At 58.5% G+C, this 16,440-nt stretch carries 13 protein-coding genes; 8 read left to right on the top strand and 5 right to left on the bottom strand.

Annotated features, from left to right (window positions below):
* From BGIM_RS59170 to BGIM_RS0140655, 4 genes are all read right to left on the bottom strand, one after another.
* Positions 1-2,235 (bottom strand): serine/threonine-protein kinase (locus BGIM_RS59170; RefSeq protein WP_157369822.1); only part of this gene is annotated, 2,235 nt, incomplete at its 3' end.
* Positions 2,236-2,326: 91 nt separating this feature from the next.
* Positions 2,327-2,893 (bottom strand): RNA polymerase sigma factor, encoded by a 567-nt coding sequence (locus BGIM_RS0140645; protein ID WP_020475342.1) that lies wholly within the window; start codon positions 2,891-2,893, stop codon positions 2,327-2,329.
* 119 nt (positions 2,894-3,012) lie between these two features.
* Positions 3,013-4,140 carry a redoxin domain-containing protein gene (locus BGIM_RS0140650; protein ID WP_020475343.1) on the bottom strand — a complete coding sequence of 376 codons (1,128 nt, stop codon included), beginning with the start codon at positions 4,138-4,140 and terminating at the stop codon, positions 3,013-3,015.
* 132 nt (positions 4,141-4,272) lie between these two features.
* Positions 4,273-5,832: a TolC family protein gene (locus tag BGIM_RS0140655; protein WP_238537816.1), complete on the bottom strand. Its 1,560-nt coding sequence runs from the start codon at positions 5,830-5,832 to the stop codon at positions 4,273-4,275.
* A gap of 385 nt (positions 5,833-6,217) precedes the next feature.
* Between BGIM_RS0140655 and BGIM_RS0140665 the strand changes: the two genes are divergently transcribed.
* Together BGIM_RS0140665 and BGIM_RS55115 are read left to right on the top strand one after the other, a co-directional pair.
* On the top strand, positions 6,218-6,634 hold the full coding sequence (locus tag BGIM_RS0140665; protein WP_157369806.1) for a hypothetical protein: 417 nt from the start codon (positions 6,218-6,220) through the stop codon (positions 6,632-6,634).
* A 112-nt stretch (positions 6,635-6,746) separates the two neighbouring features.
* Positions 6,747-7,703: a WD40 repeat domain-containing protein gene (locus BGIM_RS55115; protein WP_020475347.1), complete on the top strand. Its 957-nt coding sequence runs from the start codon at positions 6,747-6,749 to the stop codon at positions 7,701-7,703.
* 36 nt (positions 7,704-7,739) lie between these two features.
* Here the strand turns inward: BGIM_RS55115 and BGIM_RS55120 are convergent, their stop codons facing one another.
* Complete coding sequence (locus tag BGIM_RS55120) at positions 7,740-8,156, bottom strand: M67 family metallopeptidase (RefSeq protein WP_157369807.1); 417 nt, start codon at positions 8,154-8,156, stop codon at positions 7,740-7,742.
* A 72-nt stretch (positions 8,157-8,228) separates the two neighbouring features.
* On the opposite strand from BGIM_RS55120, the gene BGIM_RS0140680 reads away from it, so the two are divergent.
* The 6 genes from BGIM_RS0140680 to BGIM_RS0140710 all read left to right on the top strand — a co-directional run bounded on the left by BGIM_RS0140680 (position 8,229) and on the right by BGIM_RS0140710 (position 16,321).
* A complete protein-coding gene (locus BGIM_RS0140680; RefSeq protein WP_020475349.1) occupies positions 8,229-9,470 on the top strand; it encodes an argininosuccinate synthase in 1,242 nt (413 codons plus the stop codon).
* Positions 9,471-9,676: 206 nt separating this feature from the next.
* The gene (locus BGIM_RS0140690) at positions 9,677-10,660 is read left to right on the top strand and encodes an ABC transporter ATP-binding protein (protein ID WP_020475351.1); all 984 of its coding nucleotides are present in this window, start codon (positions 9,677-9,679) and stop codon (positions 10,658-10,660) included.
* A gap of 27 nt (positions 10,661-10,687) precedes the next feature.
* Entirely contained in the window at positions 10,688-12,664 is a 1,977-nt protein-coding gene (locus BGIM_RS0140695; RefSeq protein WP_020475352.1) for an ABC transporter permease, read from the top strand.
* A 74-nt stretch (positions 12,665-12,738) separates the two neighbouring features.
* Positions 12,739-14,862: a hypothetical protein gene (locus BGIM_RS0140700; protein WP_020475353.1), complete on the top strand. Its 2,124-nt coding sequence runs from the start codon at positions 12,739-12,741 to the stop codon at positions 14,860-14,862.
* 48 nt (positions 14,863-14,910) lie between these two features.
* Positions 14,911-15,675, top strand: a complete 765-nt coding sequence (locus BGIM_RS0140705) for a PIG-L deacetylase family protein (protein ID WP_020475354.1) — start codon at positions 14,911-14,913, stop codon at positions 15,673-15,675.
* A 31-nt stretch (positions 15,676-15,706) separates the two neighbouring features.
* Positions 15,707-16,321, top strand: coding sequence for a UbiX family flavin prenyltransferase (locus BGIM_RS0140710; RefSeq protein WP_020475355.1), 615 nt, complete (start codon positions 15,707-15,709; stop codon positions 16,319-16,321).
* Positions 16,322-16,440: the final 119 nt, after the last annotated feature.

Below are 16,440 nucleotides of genomic sequence, written 5' to 3' on the forward strand. Positions count from 1 at the left end.
GGCCATTAAATGAGTGCAATTCTTGAGGTGGATCAGGTCGGCATCAATGATGGCCGCGTTGTTGATCGACAAAACCGACAACATGCGAAGTGTTCCAATCGGTGCGATTCCCTTGCCGGTCATTGACATGTCATCATAGGTCAGCATGCTCAGTTCGGGCAGGTCACGCAAGTGTTCCAAGCCGGCGTCGCTGATCGCCGTTTGGGAGAAATGGAGTCCCCAAATTTTCTTAAGGTCACGAACATGCCGCAGGCCCTCGTCTGTCACGTTCTTGTTTTTGTTCAGCAACAAATTGGTAACTTGGAAGTTTTCCTCGGGCAACTTTGAACGATCCTTGATCACCAATCGCTGATCACCGATCTTGATCTCGACCGTGCCGCCAGTGGAGAGTGCCCACTCGGCAGCCTCGCGGTCGGGATTCGTTGCCTCATGCTCCTTCTTCGCTACGCTCATCGGATCGACCGTGACTTTGATTTTCGCGCCTCTCTTGGTCATGGTGAATTCGGGGGTTTCCAGTTTCACGCCATCCGCACTGGCGACTTGGACTCTGTATTGTCCCGGCGGCATCGTTTCGGTTCGTTGGCCGGGTTTGAGGATATATTTCTGGTTGCCGACAGAGTCGAAAATGAGCAATTCGCCGTTTTTGAAGCGCACGTTGGCATCGCCATCGACTTCGACGACGAGCGTGCCGTTCTTGGTCTCGAAGAACAACTTGTATGCGGCCGCGCCACCGCCGCCGACTAGGAGCAGGAGGCCCAGTGCCAGGGCGATCCAAGTTTTCCCACCGGAGGATTTTCGCTTCGGTTTCGATGCCACCTTCTTCCGAGTCTTGCCGGGAATCGGCGGGGAAGCCGATTTGTTGATCGATTGCCACGGGTTTGTTTTCGTGGACTCGTCGGAAGATGGCGTCGGCGAGCCGACCATTGGCGGATCGGCTTCGACGCCAAGCCGGACCGTCTCCGTGAGGATGGTCAAAAGCGATTCGGCGATCACCCACCCGTTGGCGGGGCGCTGGTCGGGCGACTTCGAGAGAAGCTGCATGATGAGGTCGGACAACTCCGGCGGGACATCCATGTTGAAGAGGACGGGTGCGGTCGGCTCATCCAAGGCCAGACTGGTGAGGATCGACAGGGCGTCTTTGCCGGTGAAGGGTAACCGCCCTGTGGTCATTTCGTAGAGCATGACGCCCAGGCTGAACAAGTCGGCGCGGTGATCGACCTGCTTGCCGCGCGCCTGTTCCGGCGCCATGTAGGCCGGGGTGCCGAGGATCGCTCCGCTCTGGGTCAGGCAGACATCCTCGGCGGTGAAGCGAGCCAGGCCGAAATCCAAAATCTTGACCCGATCCGGGACCAAGCGCTGCCCGGCGATTTTTCTCGCCGCGTTGCCGGGATCGCTTTCAAGCCAGATGTTGCCCGGTTTGATGTCCCGGTGGACCAATCCGGCGTCGTTGGCCGCCGCCAACCCCTCGGCGATTTCGCGACCGATCCGTAACGCTATTGGGATAGGCAGAGGTCTTTGTCGCTTTAGTCGCTTTAGTCGCTTTAGGTAGGCATCGAGAGCCTCGCCTTTGAGGAACGGCATGGCGATAAACAGAACACCGCTTTCTTCGCCTATTTGGTAAATTGGGCAAATGTGATCGTGCACGACAGCGGCGGCCGCTTGGGCTTCGCGGAGAAATCGCTCCCGGTAGTGTTCTTCAGCGGCGATTTTCGGCTTCATCACCTTGAGGGCGACCAAGCGTTTCAGGCGGATGTCTTCTGCCTCGAAGACTATCCCCATACCTCCTTCACCAAGTTTTCTAAGCACACGGTACCCGTTAAGCCTGCCTAGTTCTCCCTCTGCCTGAGGTGGTGACAGGAATCCGAAAGACGAACCAAGATCAGGGCGATGACCATCTGCGGCGGGTATATTCTTGAATGCCATTGAGATCAGCGGATTCTCGATGTCGGCGTAGATGGTTTTGTCGGACTTTGCGGAAAGCTGGATTTCCTCGGCCACCCTCTGTTGAATTCGCTCGTTGGCCTGGTCATCGCGCTCGGCGGGGAATGGCGGCATGGCAATCGCCTTTTGGAGTCGGTTGATAAAAGTTTCGAGCTTGTCGGTTTCGGCCGGGATGGTGCGGACGTCCGGATCGGCCTCGATGATTTTCTCGGCCTCGGACATTTGTTCTGGCGAGAGCGAGCCGTCGAGATAGGCGAGAATGAGTTGGGATTGCTGTTCGCGATCATCTGTCATGAAAGAATCCCGCCACTTGTCGAAGGTCCGAACACTCCGTTCAGAGGGTACGACGTTCGGTCAGCGGGGAATCTGTCGCGAAAAAAAGAAATCAGTCCAAAATACCGGCGAGTTCTTCCCGGAGTCGCTTCAGAACTCGGCCACGGGCCAGATAAACGGCATTGGGCGTGATCCCGGCGATTTTGGCCACCTCGGCAGCGGGCAGGCCATCGACGACATGCAGCCAGAAAGCCCGCCAAGTCGTTTCGGGAAAATCGGTCTGAACCACCCGCAAGCTACGCCGCAACAGGTAGCCACGATATTCCGCCTCGGTCAGTTCCGCGATGGGATCGGCGCCGGCTTGCCCGTCCGGTGAAACTCCCCCGGCCGTGACGGGTTGTCGCTTTTCGGCCCGGCACCGATCAAGCCAGGAATTTCTCAAGATGGTAAACAGCCAGCCGCGAAAACTGCCGCCGGGCCGGCGTTCAAAGGCCGGCATTTGTTGAATGAGGCGAACGAGGACATTTTGGACGAGATCCTCGGCTTCGGCTTCGGGAACCCGGTTCCGTCGCGACCATTCGGATAACAGCGGGGAATATAGCTCGACGAACCGCCTCCAAGCGTCCGGATCATCTTTCCGGCGCAACCGCTCCAAGAGGCTGAGAGGGGTCGAGAACATTTCTGGTGACAAAGAGTGATTTGGTCGCACAGATGTCAATCTATTCCGGCAATGGCCGGTTTCCAATCATCGTAACCGGGCATGTCTGTTCTTCACGGCGGGTTGCCGGTGGCAATAACTTATCCCTCGTCGGCCGAAGGCGGGTTCGTCTGTTGCGGCGGCTTCACCGCCACGTGACTCAGATTCTGCTCGCGAACGCGGGCGCCTTCCTCGTCGTAGAGGAAGGGCAGAAACGCATATCGTTTCCCGGCGGTGACCGGCGTGGCCTCATGCAGCAGCGAACAGGAGAAGACAACGGCCCCCCCCGCCGGGGGAACATACCACTGTGGCCCGAACTCAGGGAACCGCAAACATCCGCCCGCGTAGTCGCCGGTGTTCAGGTTGAGCGACACGGCGAACTTGCGGTGGGCCGTTCCCTTGGTGGTGTTGTCCCGATGGGCGCGGAAGAAGCCGCCGCTATTCGCCTCGTAACAGGCAACGATATACCGCTCGATGCGGGTGACCTTGAATTGGAAGGCTTTGAAAATCTCTGGCATCAGCCGGTCGTGAATGCGGAACATGCACGCTTTTCGCAGGCCCTCGTCCTCGATCTCCTGATCTCGTCGTCGCTTGAATCCGTGATCGGAGACGGGCACCGTCTTTCCCTCGATTTCCCGCATGAAACCGGATTCCGCACCGCCGTGCTGGTTGTAATAGGACATCAGCTTCTGACAGAGTTCCGGTTCAAAGATTCGCGGCACCACCAACACCGGAGCCTGAACGGTGGCGAACGCTTCCGGAGAAAACGGGGGCAATTGTTCGAGACACGCCACCACTTGTTCGGCATGGCCGGGAGTTCCATCCAGCGGAATCACTTTCACAACCCGAAGGCGGGGATCGAGAATCACCGTGTGCGGGAGGAGATGATCGGAGTCCTTGGCCACGGCCCCGTACTGCCGACTGATTGCCCGGTCGAAATCCCAAAAATAGCGCACGCCCGGAAGCATTTCCCATACCCGAGCCAATACCCGGTCTTCGGGATCGTTGCTGACTCCGAAAAAACAGGCGTTGGCATCGTCAAAGACGGCCCGTTGCCGGATGAAACCATCCAACGCCTCCCGACAGGTTGGATGGGAAGCGGTTCCGAAGAAGAACAGCACGACATACCGCCCCGCGACGGTGTCAAAATGGAACCTCGGGTTCGCGGTGCTTTCGACCGTGAACCAAGGAGCCGGAACGCCGGGAGTAAGAAAGTTTTTTGCGGACATGAGTAAGTTTAGACTGTTGAGAAGACCCTGTCGGGCAAGTCATCTGGCATGAATCTTGCTATCTGCAAATGCAAAATTCATGCCAGATGTGCCATTTGCTCGTTGCAAACAGATCGCCCTTGTTTCTTTACGTCATTTCCCAAACTCAAGCTCGTCCAACTGAGCAGTGTTCGCCAAGTCGGTGAGTGCTTTCCATTGGGCATCAAGGGCGGCCAGGTGGGCTTGCAGGGCGGTGACGAGGTTTTGCTGGGCGGTCACAATGTCGTTGAAGGAGACTTTGTCCGGTTCGACCTGATAACGCCGGATGATTGCCCGATAGGCCCGCATCAGGTTGGGAAGAATTTTGTCCCGATAGCTGACGGCAATCACCCGGTTTGTCTCGTAACGGAAATACGCCTCCGCGAACTGGCCCCGCAGGGTGTTTTGCGTTTGGAGGATGTTTTCTTGGGACGCCCGCAATTGTCCCAAGGCCTGTTTGATGTTCCCTTGGTTGCGGTCGAACAACGGCAGCGTGATGCCGAATTGCAAGTTGAACTGATTGTTGCCCAGCGCGTTGTCGTGCTGAACCACCGTGTTCGCAATGAGGTCGGGATAGGGCGTGATTCGTTGCAGTCTCACATTGACCTGCGCCTGGTCAAAGCTATTCTTCGCCGTCACGACATCCGTGTGCCAGTCAAGAGTCCGTTTCAACAAGGCATCCTGATCGAACACCGGAGCCACCGCGTCGGCTTTCCCGGACAGCGCCATCGGTTTCAAGTCTGGCACGCCGATGGCAGACGTCAGTTGACGCCAGGCATTTTTCGCGGCGTTCTCGGCCTGAGTGAGATTGTTCTTCGCCTGAACCGATTGGGCGTAAAGCTGTAACGGTTCATACCCGGCGGCCTCGCCCCCGGCGACCTGCTTCAACTGGAGTTCGTAGGTTTCGTTCAACAATTGCAAGAGCGTGGCATTGGTTTCCACCGATTGCTGGGCGACAATCGCCGAGAAATAGGCCGTCCGCACCTGGCCGGCCAGATCGACTTTCGACCGGCGCACCGCCACTTGGGCGTTCATGAAATCGAAGCCGGCAACCGCTTGGGCCAAAGACAATTTGCCGGGGAATTTGAACGTCTGATTGTAGTAAGCGCCCTGCTGGCCGCTATTCGGGTTGGCGCCATCGGCCTTGCCGACTCGGGAAACCCACTGATCGGCCTGATACCCGGCCGTCGGGTTGGGGGCGAGGCCCGCTTGAATCACTGATCCGCTGGCCGCCTCCGCATTGGCTTGGGCCTTGCGAATCGCCGGGCTGCTTTGGTAGGCCATGTCAAGCAAGACCTGCAAACTCACCTGATCCCCGGTGGCGAAGTTTGAAGAACCGTCCCCCTTCTCGGGCCGGGCCGGGTACAACTCCCGCACCATTCGCTGGCGTTCGGCGGCGGGGGTGTCTGGCGTGAATTTCGGCGGGATGATCGGCGGCGTTTGCGCCCCCGGCAGACCGGGGGGCAATTCAAACGGGGTCGGTGGCTTGGGTTTCGGCGCCTCTTCGGCCGAGGCTGTTTGAACCTCAAGTTCTTCCGCGTCCGGAATCGTTATTCGCGGAGGGGCTTCCGAATCCATGTGGAACGTGCCGGGGCCGGCGCACCCGCCAAGGGAGACACAGCCCAGAAAGGCCATTCGACGAAGTTTCGGAACAGACCAACCACGTGATGACATCGGACGATCACTCCGGGGCGACAGATCATCCATTTAATCGACTGTTCCGATTGCGCCGCTTGAATGGAATATGCCGGTTCTGCCGTCGTCGAGAATTGGCCAGACTGTCAGACCAACCCAAATTCGCTGGCGGCCTTGTTGATCAAGGCTGGTGGCAACCGATTCACGCCAGTTCAAAATCAGGAATGCCGACCAACCAAATCGTGGTCGAAAACAAACCATTCGAGATGTCAAAATTCAAGCAGTTGGTCGAAAACAAATCATCTGCAAACCGGCGTAAGTCCTTTGTTGGAAAGATGAAAAAATACGGGAAACTTCGTGCTGATCCATGTGTTTATGTGAGTGTCGCCCAGTCAAACTCCATCACCTCTCTCGGGAGATTTTTGTGCGAACTCTTCTCACATCAGCCATGTTGATCGTCGGTCTTCTCTGCGTCAGCGCCACACCGGCGTTCGCCGCCAAGGGCGTCAAAAAGAAACCGCAAAACGGCATCCACCACATCCGCGGTGTCGTGGTCCAGGTTCACCATCATCCGAAAGCGACCTCCGCCGGACATATTGGTGAAATCACCGTCAAAACGCATCACCGCAAAAAGAAGTCCGGGTCGGCGGCCAAAGGGGCGAAAGTCTCCGGCCACATCCACAAGTTGTCGGTCGGTTCCAACACGAAATTTTCGAGCCACAAAGGCAAACTCAAGACTCCGGCCAGTTTCGCGGCTGTTCACCGGGGGGAGCATGTGATGATCTCCGCGAAAGGCGGGCATGCCGAGGCCGTGGCCATTTTGCATCATGGGAAAAGATAACGACGGCGAGCCAAACAGTCGGCTGACGAAATCGTAACGTGGCCTGCCTGCCCCGCTCGCGTAGCATGCCACGGACGCATTCCAAATCCTTTCCCCGTCGATTGAAATTCCCATGAAACAACTTTTCGTAGCCATCCTGGCATGTTCAGCCGTCGTCCCCGTGTCGGCGGCCGACAAGGAACCCATTACCCTGAAGGGTCACACAGACTCGATCAATGCGGTCGCCTTCAGTCCCGACGGGAAACGTCTCGCCACCGGCGCCTCCGATGACACGATCATCATCTGGGATGTCGCCACCGGGAAGAATCTCGCCACTTTGAAGGGGCACGAAGATTCCGTCCTCGGGGTGTCGTTTTCCGCAGATGGCAAGTTGTTGGCGAGCGCCGCCGCCGATGACACCGTGCGGATTTGGGACTTGGCAAATAACAAAGCCATTCAGGTGCTGAAGGATCATCAAGACTCAGTCAATGCCGTGGCCTTCAGCCCGGACGGAACACGGCTGGCCTCGGCCAGCGACGACGACACCATCATCATCTGGGATGTGAAAACCGGCAAAAGCAAGGCGACGCTGAAAGGGCACACCGATTCGGTGAATAGCGTGTCATTCTCTTCAGACGGGGCGTTGCTGGCGACCGGCAGTTCCGATGACACGATCATCCTCTGGGACATGAAGACGTTCAAGTCCGTGGAAACGCTCAAAGGCCATACGGAATCCGTCAATTGCGTGCGGTTTTCCCCGAATGACAAGCTGATCGCCAGCGGTGACGGCGACGGCAAAATCATCATTTGGGATGTGGCGTCCAAGAAAGAAAAAACATCCTTCCCGGCTCACAAAGGCGGCGTGAACGGCGTGGCCTTTGCCAAAGACTCGAACTGTCTTGCTTCTGCCGGGGCGGATGACACCGCCATTTTGTGGGACACCGACAATTGGAAGGAAATCGCCAACTTTACCGGCCACACGGACTGGATCAACGAAGTGGCCATCTCGGCCGATGGCAAAACGCTGGCCACCGTGAGCGACGACGACACCGCCCGGATTTGGATGACGCCCGCGAAACCGAAGAAGTGAACATGCCCTGCCCCGCCTGAACGGAAACCAAATTTCTCATTTGGTTTCCCAATTCGCCTCCGTCTGTTCATGGGCGGATAACAGCCACCACATTCGCACGTCGCCTGTCGGGCCGACGATGACGCAGGCCACCCGTTCGTCAATGCTTCGCAAACGGTCCTTCCGGCTGGGAACCGGTTCGCTGGCCGGGTGGGAGTGGTAGACGGCCAACATTTCCAATCCTTCCCGGCGCATCCGGCGGTGGGCCGCCAGCATTTCGGCCGGGTCGGATTCAAACTCATCTTCCCGCTTCAAATGATTGGTCAACGGTATCCGAACAGTGACCTCACAGGCTCCCGGTGTGACAATTCCCGCAAGGAGACCGCAACATTCCAACGGGTGTTCTTGCGCCGCATGGGCGATTAGTTCGGCCAACAAGAGATCGGGAATTCGGATTCGGGGCCGCGTCGGCATGTTCACTTTCATGACCGGGAACTATACCGAACCATCAGGCGACTCAACACGACAAGTTCGGGAATCTTCCTCATGGCTGAAAAGATCATTCTGGCGTACTCCGGCGGGTTGGACACCTCCGTCATGGTCCCGTGGATCAAGGAAAAGTACGGCTACGACGTGGTGACCTACACCTGCGACCTCGGCCAGGGGGACAACATCGAGGCCATCCGCCAAAAAGCCCTCAAAACCGGGGCCGTGGATGCCGTCGCCGAAGATGCCCGGAATTTGTTCGTCGATCACTTCGTCTTCCCCGCCCTGATGGCCGGAGCGTTGTATGAGGGGAAGTATCCCCTTGCCACGGCGTTGGGTCGGCCTCTGATCGCCAAGTTGATGGTGGATGTGGCCCGCAAATACGAAGCCAAGGCCGTCGCCCACGGTTGCACCGGCAAAGGCAATGACCAAGTTCGCTTTGATGTGACTTTCCAAACGCTGGCGCCCGATCTCAAGATCGTGGCCCCGGTGCGGGAATGGAGCATGACCCGGCCGCAGTCCATCGAGTTCTGCAAAGCTCGCGGCATCCCGGTCGAAGCCAAACCGGAAAGTCCGTACAGCATCGACCAAAATTTGTTTGGACGTTCCGTTGAGGCCGGTCTGTTGGAAGACCCGTGGGATGAAGCCCCGGAAGAAGCCTTCGCGTGGACAACCGACCCTCGCAAGGCCCCGAACGAACCGGAATACATTGAAATCGAATTCGATCATGGCGTGCCAATCGGGCTGAACGGCGTGAAGATGGACGGCGTGCCGCTCATCGAAAAGTTGAACAAGATCGCCGGGGCGCATGGCATCGGCCGGATCGACCACGTCGAAAACCGGTTGGTCGGCATCAAATCCCGTGAAATTTACGAGGCCCCCGGCGCCGTCGTGCTTCACGAAGCCCACCGGGAAATGGAAACGCTCTGCCTCAGCAAACCGGCGGCGCGGTTCAAAACGATGGTTTCGCAGGAATACGCGGACCTGATTTACAACGGCCTCTGGTTCGGCGCGTTCCACCAAGACCTGTTCGCCTTCGTGGCCAGCAACCAGCGGTTCGTCTCGGGCGTCGCCCGCGTGAAACTGTACAAGGGCAAGGCATTTGTCGTCGGCCGCAAGAGCGAGAATAGTTTGTACTCCAAGAAACTCGCCACCTACGACGAAGGCAGCGACTACGATCAAGCCGCCGCCCAAGGGTTCATCAAACTTTGGGGATATGGACAGCAGACACAGGCAAAGTTGCAACTCCTCAAAGGAGGCCGGGGCTTCGATTTGCCGGGGTTGGCCGGGCCGAAGGAGTGAGAAACCTGTTCCAAGTTTCAACTTCCAACTTCCAAGTTAAAATATCGAAGCCCGATGGCTTCATGGTTTTCAACATGAGAAGTTGGAAGTTGAAACTTGAAACTTGGAACTTGGAACGAGTTTCCCTCGCGCGAACGACTGTGACCGAAGTGGCGTATTAACCGAATGACCAATCGGCCCGCGACGGGCCGCCGGAGTTTCGTGGCATGGCCGAGACCGCTGTTTCTCATTCGCCCGCCGGGCATCACCAGTCTCACCGCTCGTCGACCGGGGACATCCTCAAGGTTGGCGACACCCTCGTCGAAACCCGCAACCTCACCAAGGTTTACCGGGACTTCTGGGGCCGCAAGAAGAAAGTCGCCCTCAACGCGCTCGACCTGAGCATCAAAAAGGGTGAAATTTTCGGCTTGCTCGGGCCGAACGGGTCCGGCAAAACCACAACCATCAAACTACTGCTCGGGTTGTTGTTCCCCACCACGGGGGACGCCACGGTGTTCGGTCGGCCGGCCGCCGACGTTCGCAAGAACGAGCGAATTGGCTACCTGCCCGAAGAATCGTACCTTTATCGCTTCCTCAACGCCGAGGAAACACTCGACTTTTACGGCCGCTTGTTCGACATGCCCTCGGATGTCCGCAAAAAGCGGTCGGCTGATCTCATCCGGCTTGTCGGCCTGGAGCATGACCGCAAGCGAACCCTTCGCGAATACTCCAAGGGGATGCGGCAGCGGATCGGCTTGGCCCAAGCCCTCATTAATGATCCCGAACTGGTGATTCTCGACGAACCGACTTCCGGGCTGGACCCCATCGGGACCATCTGGATGAAGGATCTCATCAAGCAACTCCGCGACCAGGGCAAGACCGTCCTCATGTGCAGCCACCGGTTGGACGACGTGCAGGATGTGTGCGACCGGATCGCGATTTTGTTCAACGGCGACCTTCAGGAACTCGGCGAAGTGAGCAAACTCGTCGAGGATGCGGCCCGAGTGGAAATCCGGGCCACCAATCTTCGACTGACCGACGATCTGCAAAGCGACCTGCGATCCGTCGTCGAGAAGCACGGCGGCAAGCTCGAATCGTTCGGCCACCCGACGACGACGCTCGAAGATTTGTTCCGGCGAATCGTCGAAGAGTCCAAAGCCCGCCCCGGCCGCCGGTATCTGCCGGCCGCCGACGGCACGATCAAATCCTGACCACCAACCGAACTGAGAGGCGATCCCGTGAATCTGTCGTTCGCCCCCCTGTTGGGGGTCATGAAATTTGAAGTCCCGCCCGTCACCTTCACCCAGTACGGCATCCGGTATTACCCGTTTCCGGGCGGCCGGATGCTGGAAATTATCGTGAACTGGATGCAGGATGTCGGCGGGTTCGCGATGCTCGGCCTCGTGTTCTGGCTCCTCAACGGATTGATGAACCCGGTGTACGACATTGTCAACGGCCAGAAAAGAAACCGGCTGGTCACCCCGTGGATGCTCATACTCTCGGCGCTGGCCATCGTGTTTTACCTGGTGACTTTTGGCCTGATGTGGTGGCTTTCCGGAATGACCGACGCGGAGATATTCCTTTCTCGCAAGGGGCGCATTCTCTCCCTGATGGAATGGGCCTACGAGTATTCGTTCGCCCTCGGCGGCTTTTTTGCCATTCTGGCGTTCGCCGGCCCGGTCTTCATGGACATCCCCCGGTTTCGGATCGGCCGCATCTATGCCATCGCCAAACTGAGTTTCAAGGAAGCTTTCCGGCGCCGGATTGTCTGGGTGTTCCTCAGCATCCTGGTCCTGTATTTGTTCCCGGCGAGATGGTTCTTCCGCGAAAAGCCCGAGGACGAACTCAAGAGCATCATCGACGTGACCACCCGCGGCATGAACGTGCTGCTCATCAGCGTCGGGCTGTTGCTGGCCTCCTTCAGTATTCCCAACGACATCAAGAGCCTGACGATCCACACGATTGTCACCAAGCCGGTGGAACGATTTGAACTCGTCCTGGGGCGTTTTTTCGGCTACCTCGGCATCATCACGATGGCCCTGGCCCTGATGACCGGGCTGGGGTTGTTGCTCATCAACACCGGCAACCTGGCGGAAGAGGCGGCCGAGGAGAGTTTCAAATCCCGCGTCGCCCTGTACGGCGACATGGAATTCAGCTCCAAGAAGACGGCCGATTTCGTCGGAATCGACGTGGGCCGCGAAGATGTGTATCGCAAATATATCGCCGGAGCCAGTTCGCACACCGCCGTTTGGAGTTTCAAAAACGTCCCCGACGTTTCGGGCCAGACCGACCCCATGCCGTTGGAGTTTGCCTTCGACGTGTACCGCACGACGAAGGGCGAGGAAGGCCGGGGCGTGTTCGTGAGCTTCGATTTGATGACCCACAAGTGGGATCCTTCCCGCGAGGCCGAATTCAACACGGCCATGCAGGGGCTGGTCAACGTGAAGCCCGAGGATCCGGCCAAGTGGGAAAAGGTCGACAAGGTTGCCGAGGAATTCGGGCGATACCTCTTCAAGAGCTTGCAGATTTACGACTATCACACATCATCGATTCCCGTCCCCGCCGGGTTGTTCCGAAACGCGGCCTCCGGCGACCCCTCGAAGGACGAGGCGATCCAAGTCGGCGGGCGGCCTCTCCGCCGCCTCCAGGTGACGGTGAGGTGCGACACGCCCACCCAGTTTGTCGGCGTCGCCAAGTATGACCTCTACATTTTGGAATCCGAGGGGAATTTCAGCTTCAACTACTTCAAGGGATCGATCGGCTTGTGGTTCCGGCTCATCGTGGCCATCGCCATCGCCGTGGCGTGCAGCACGTACCTGGCCGGTGTGTTGAGCTTCCTGTGCGCGTTGTTCCTGTTCATCGGCGGGTTCTTCCTGGAGTTCATTCAGGAACTCGCTTTGAACTTGAACGTGGGCGGCGGGCCGTTTGAATCGCTGACCCGGCTGATTAACAAGAGCGTGGCCGCCGCCGAACTGGACCCGACGCCGACCATCCGCGCCGTGAAAATGCTCGACGGGGGCTACCGCTGGGTGCTTCGCCGGGTGATGAACGTGATCCCGAACGTGGATAGTTACGGCCTGTCGGAATACGTGGCCCAAGGCTTCAACATCGGGCCGGAATTTCTGCTGGTGAATTTTGTGTTGTTGCTCGGCTACATCCTGCCCTGGCTGGTGGCCGCCTATTACTTGATGAAGGCCCGCGAAATCGCGGCGTGACTTGTGGTGATGCGGGCCGGGCTTTCCCGCCTGGTCTGCGTTGCTTGAATTCCGAATTCCCGAGATGATGTCTCATGGCCAATATTTATCAACAAGCCGCGAAACGCCGAAAGGTGATTTACCTCTCGACCATCGCCGTGCTTTTGCTGTCCACGCTGGTTGTCCGCGGGACCATCAAAATCCCGGTCCCCGGCGTGCGTGACGTGGCTTACGACAACTCCATCGAAGGACGCGCGCGCCGTCACGAACTGAGCGAACTGAGCCAGGGCGATGCCGAACTGGGCGGGTCGGCCGTCCGGTTGCTGCTCACCGGTTCCCGCGGGCTGGCGGTGTGCGCCCTGTGGAACAGCGCCATTGAGAAGCAGCGCCGGCAGGAATGGAGCGAACTGGACATCGCGGTGAAGTCCATCACCAAATTGCAGCCGCACTTCACCTCTCCGTGGCTGTTTCAAAGCTGGAATATCACGTACAACGTGTCCGTGGAAATGGACCGGCTGAACGACATGTATTACTACATTGCCCGCGGCATCTCGATCATTGCCGAGGGCGAGGCGATGAACCGGAACAACCCGGATTTGCGATATAACCTTGGGTTTTACTACCAGAACAAGTTCGGCGTGAGCGACAAGGTGACCACGCTTCGATGCTTATATCAGCTTTCGTGCATTCCGGACGAAGACCGCGATCCGGAACGTCTGCTGAACCCCGACCGTGAGCGTTCGATTAACTCGGATAAATTCGAGACATTCTGCCGGACCAACCCGCAACTGATCCGTCGGCTGAAGAACGTCCGCGTCGCCGCCTCGGACGGTGTCGAAGCCCATGCCAAGCCGCTGGTGGCCACTCCCAAGGATGTCATCGACTTCCTCCGCGCGAACAAGAAACTACCGTCCCGCTACAAGACAGCCACGAAGGAACTCAACGACCGGCTCAGGCAATTCCCCGTGTTGCCGGAATTGAAGGACCAGCCGATCGTCACCAAGGAACTCGATTATCACAACGATTTGGGGGACCACGAGTCGGATGCGTTCCTCGTCTCCCGCGAGTGGTACGCGATGGCCAACGTGGCCATCCCCCCGCCGAACCCCCTGCCGACCGGGGAAGTGGGCGAATTTGACCCGTACAAGTATCGGATGCCCAAACGGCCGACGCTGATGGTCTTCCGACAGGGGCCGGTGCGGGCGCAAAGCTACCATGCCGAACGCCTCACCAAAGAAGGATGGTTTGATCATGATCCTTATGAGCTGGACGAGGAACTCGACTCGAACGTGTGGATCAAAAAAACGGACGACACGGGCAAGCCGGTGAGCGTGAAGCTCACCACTCCGACCGTCGCCCAGGATGCCTGGAAGGAGGCCTCCGTTCGCTGGCGTGAACACGGCCGGGCAAACGGCCTCTACCTGGAACCCGCCCAAGTTGCCCGGTACAACACGATGGCCGAGGATTATTGCCGTTCGCACCCCGGCTTGTCGGTCGGCCGGATGCCCGAACCACTCACGGCCGAAGAATCAACCGATCCGGTGCTGAAGGCCCGTCACGAGGCCATGCTGGTGATGAACGGATATTTCTCTTACCGCAGCGTGACGAATTACGAAACCTTTGACATTGAATCCGAAGCCATGTCCACGGACGACGCCATGCTGGCCCTGAAACTATTCGACAAAGCCGGGCGGGAGATCGCTCGATTTGACAAGGCGGCAGCCCTGTATGAGCAGGGGTTCGCGGCTTGGAAGCGTCTCCTGAGCCGGCAAGAATGCCGGACCCGCGGATCGGACAACGCAATCTCATCCCCCGTGCAATGCAAGGATTTTCGGGACAACACGACGTATCAGGAAACCATGTATGAAAAGAACGTGAAGTATCAGGGAGTGGCCCAGACGCTTCACCTCATCGACCGCCGGTTGACGACCCTGTGGCTCCACGACCTCTTGCGGCATGCCGCCTTCGGAACGGCCGGCAATCCCTTCCAGTTCGCCGGTGATTTGACGGTGCTGTACGACCAGGCGCCTGTCCTCAAGAGGGTGACTCCGCTGCCCGTGCCCGGCCCGCTGGATGGCGATGCCGAGAGTGACGGCAAGCCTTGGATCAACGACGACATCAAAACCCGCGTGCGGGAAAAACTCGGGTTGATCAAGCGGGCGCCGGAACCGGCCAAAACCGCACCAGTTGGCGAAGGCTCTCCCCCTCCGGGTCCTTGAAGAAGAACGTTGTTTTTTACCCCGACCCTCGAAGGACGGATCTGAACGATGAACAAGGTGGCGCTGGCGATTCTCGCCCACCCCGATGATGTGGAATTCCTCTGTGCCGGCACGTTAATCCGGCTGATCCGTGAACAAGGCTGGACCGTCCACGCGGCGACCATGACCCCCGGCGACTGCGGGTCGGCGGTCAATCCCCCGGATGAAATCGCCGCCATCCGCCGTGCCGAGGCAAAAGCCGGGGCCGATTTCATCGGGGCGACCTACCACTGTGTGGAAGCCCGCGACCTGCGGGTCCATTTCACGGACGAATTGATCGAGCGAGTCGTCCGGCTCATGGCGAAGACGCAACCCTCGATTGTCCTCACTCACAGCCCCGACGATTACCACATGGATCACGAGATGACCAGCAAGGTCGTCCGGGCCGCCAGCTTCGCCGCCCCGATCCCGAATTATCTGCACGGCCGATGGGAGGGCCTCAAGCCGCTCGACCATATCCCGCATCTGTACTACTGCGATCCGCTGGAAGGGAAGGATCTCTTCGGCCGGGCGATTCGGCCGAATTTCTGGATCGACATCACCAAACAACTGCCGGACAAGGAAACGATGCTCGCCTGCCACGCCAGCCAGCGCAACTGGCTGCTGAAGCATCACGGCGTCGACGACTACCTGATCGCCATGAGGTCATGGGCCGCCAAACAAGGCGCCGCCGCCGGAGTGGCTTCCGCCGAGGGCTTCCGGCAACATCTCGGGCACAGTTATCCGCAAGACAACATCCTCGGTCAGTTGTTGGGGTGCGTGAACGCGACGTGACGGCCCCGGACAACTCAAACGGACAACTCCGATGGCCGCCACCGATCTTGTCGTCGCCATCACCGGAGCCAGCGGTTCGGCCTACGGCATCCGGTTGGTGGAAACCCTTCTGAAAACCGGTCGCACCGTTCATGTCATCATCAGCCCGGCGGCCGCCGAGGTTTTCAAACAAGAACTCTCCCTCACCCTCGACCTGTCGAATTTTAACCCCGCCAGTCTCTTCACTTCGCCGGGCCTTGATCTCTCCCGGTTGCATTATCACCACCATCGAAACTTCCAGGCGGGCATTGCCAGCGGATCGTTCCTGACCGCCGGGATGGTGGTCTGCCCGTGCAGCATGGGCACCGTGGCCGCCATCGCTCACGGCGTCTCGGAGAACCTGATCCACCGGGCCGCCGACGTGCATTTGAAGGAACGCCGCAAACTGGTGCTGGTCCCCCGCGAAACGCCGCTCGGCATCATCCAGTTGCGAAACCTCACGACGGTCGCCGAAGCCGGGGCCGTTGTGCTGCCGGCGATGCCCGCATTTTACACGCTACCAAAGACCGTGGACGACATGGTCAACTTCATCGTCGGCCGCGTCTGCGACCAACTCGGCGTGGAACACAACCTGCTCAAACGCTGGGGTGTTGAAACAGAAATCTGATTTCCGATTCACGGCTTCATGCTTGTCGATTGTGCCGTACATTGATCCAAATTCAAAATTGAGAGAGTTGGATGCTTCAAGCTCTGGGCACCTTTAGAGCGTTCGGAAACAATGAAGCA

This window comes from Zavarzinella formosa DSM 19928 (assembly GCF_000255705.1).
Classification (GTDB): Bacteria; Planctomycetota; Planctomycetia; order Gemmatales; family Gemmataceae; genus Zavarzinella; species Zavarzinella formosa.

What these genes read in the sequence shown, in the direction of transcription:
- BGIM_RS0140645 (WP_020475342.1), bottom strand. Translation starts at nt 2,893, where the DNA reads ATGTTCTCGACCCCTCTCAGCCTCTTGGAGCGGTTGCGCCGGAAAGAT.
- BGIM_RS0140650 (WP_020475343.1), bottom strand. Translation starts at nt 4,140, where the DNA reads ATGTCCGCAAAAAACTTTCTTACTCCCGGCGTTCCGGCTCCTTGGTTC.
- BGIM_RS0140655 (WP_238537816.1), bottom strand. Translation starts at nt 5,832, where the DNA reads ATGTCATCACGTGGTTGGTCTGTTCCGAAACTTCGTCGAATGGCCTTT.
- BGIM_RS55115 (WP_020475347.1), top strand. Translation starts at nt 6,747, where the DNA reads ATGAAACAACTTTTCGTAGCCATCCTGGCATGTTCAGCCGTCGTCCCC.
- BGIM_RS55120 (WP_157369807.1), bottom strand. Translation starts at nt 8,156, where the DNA reads ATGCCGACGCGGCCCCGAATCCGAATTCCCGATCTCTTGTTGGCCGAA.
- BGIM_RS0140680 (WP_020475349.1), top strand. Translation starts at nt 8,229, where the DNA reads ATGGCTGAAAAGATCATTCTGGCGTACTCCGGCGGGTTGGACACCTCC.
- BGIM_RS0140690 (WP_020475351.1), top strand. Translation starts at nt 9,677, where the DNA reads ATGGCCGAGACCGCTGTTTCTCATTCGCCCGCCGGGCATCACCAGTCT.
- BGIM_RS0140700 (WP_020475353.1), top strand. Translation starts at nt 12,739, where the DNA reads ATGGCCAATATTTATCAACAAGCCGCGAAACGCCGAAAGGTGATTTAC.
- BGIM_RS0140705 (WP_020475354.1), top strand. Translation starts at nt 14,911, where the DNA reads ATGAACAAGGTGGCGCTGGCGATTCTCGCCCACCCCGATGATGTGGAA.
- BGIM_RS0140710 (WP_020475355.1), top strand. Translation starts at nt 15,707, where the DNA reads ATGGCCGCCACCGATCTTGTCGTCGCCATCACCGGAGCCAGCGGTTCG.